Origin of the sequence: Curtobacterium sp. MCBA15_008 (assembly GCF_001865065.1) — a bacterium.
Classification (GTDB): Bacteria; Actinomycetota; Actinomycetes; order Actinomycetales; family Microbacteriaceae; genus Curtobacterium.
Genome location: NZ_MJGN01000034.1, coordinates 78294 through 79132, shown reverse-complemented (window position 1 = coordinate 79132; position 839 = coordinate 78294). Strand labels below are relative to the sequence as shown.

Here is an 839-nt window from a genome sequence, read left to right as displayed (position 1 = left end):
ACCGGAGCCGGGGCGGCGAGCGGTGTCGCGCTCGCGGTCGGGTCCGTCCGCACCGTCGCCGTCAGCGGGGTCGCGTGCCCGGTGCTCGCGCCGCAGTTCGACTCGGTGAAGCTCGTCAAGGCCTCGGCGACCATCACGTCCCTCACCGTCACCGACGACAGCTCGGCCGCGCGGGCGGGCAACGTCTTCGCCCTCGCCGCCTCCGGCTACCGGATCGCGAACGCCAGCTTCGCCCGGCTGACCCGGAGCACCGGCTCCGTCTGGGCAGCGGACAAGGACAGCTCGGTCGGGACCGCGATCTCGATCTCGTCGTTCAAGAACGGCCGCGCCGTGGCGCTGCTGCGGGCACCCGCCTCGATCGGCGTGCAGGGACTGTCCCAGCCCGCCGGCTCCGGCGCCGCCGTCCGCGTCAACTCCGCCGCCGCCTCGCCCGTGCGCGTCGTCGTCGACGGCACCTCGACCCGGCCGGCGACCCTGGTGTCGCGGACGGCGAAGCAGAAGGTCTCGGTGGTGTCGCCGTTCATCGCCGTCGACGCCGCGCTGCTGACCCCGCGCGACGGCGACGTGGTGCTCAACAGCGGGACGAAGTACGCGCGGTCGCAGCTGCGGTGGGACGCCAAGGCGAAGAAGTGGCGCGCGACGACGGTGGCACGGCCGAAGCCGACACCGGCACCGCAGCCCACCCCGAAGCCGACGCCGACCCCGGCTCCGTCCGCGTCGCCCACGACCCCGGCGCCGTCGCCCTCCGCCCCCGCACCGTCCGCCTCGCCCTCGGCGCCGACGGCCCCCGTGACGCCGGACCCGACGGCCTCCGCGCCGGTGACGCCGGCGCCGAGCGC

1 protein-coding gene is annotated in these 839 nt (G+C 76.2%); it reads left to right on the top strand.

Features of this window, described 5'->3' with window-relative positions; translation table 11 throughout:
* Positions 1 to 839 (top strand): hypothetical protein (locus BIU96_RS19900; RefSeq protein WP_217642267.1); only part of this gene is annotated, 839 nt, incomplete at both ends.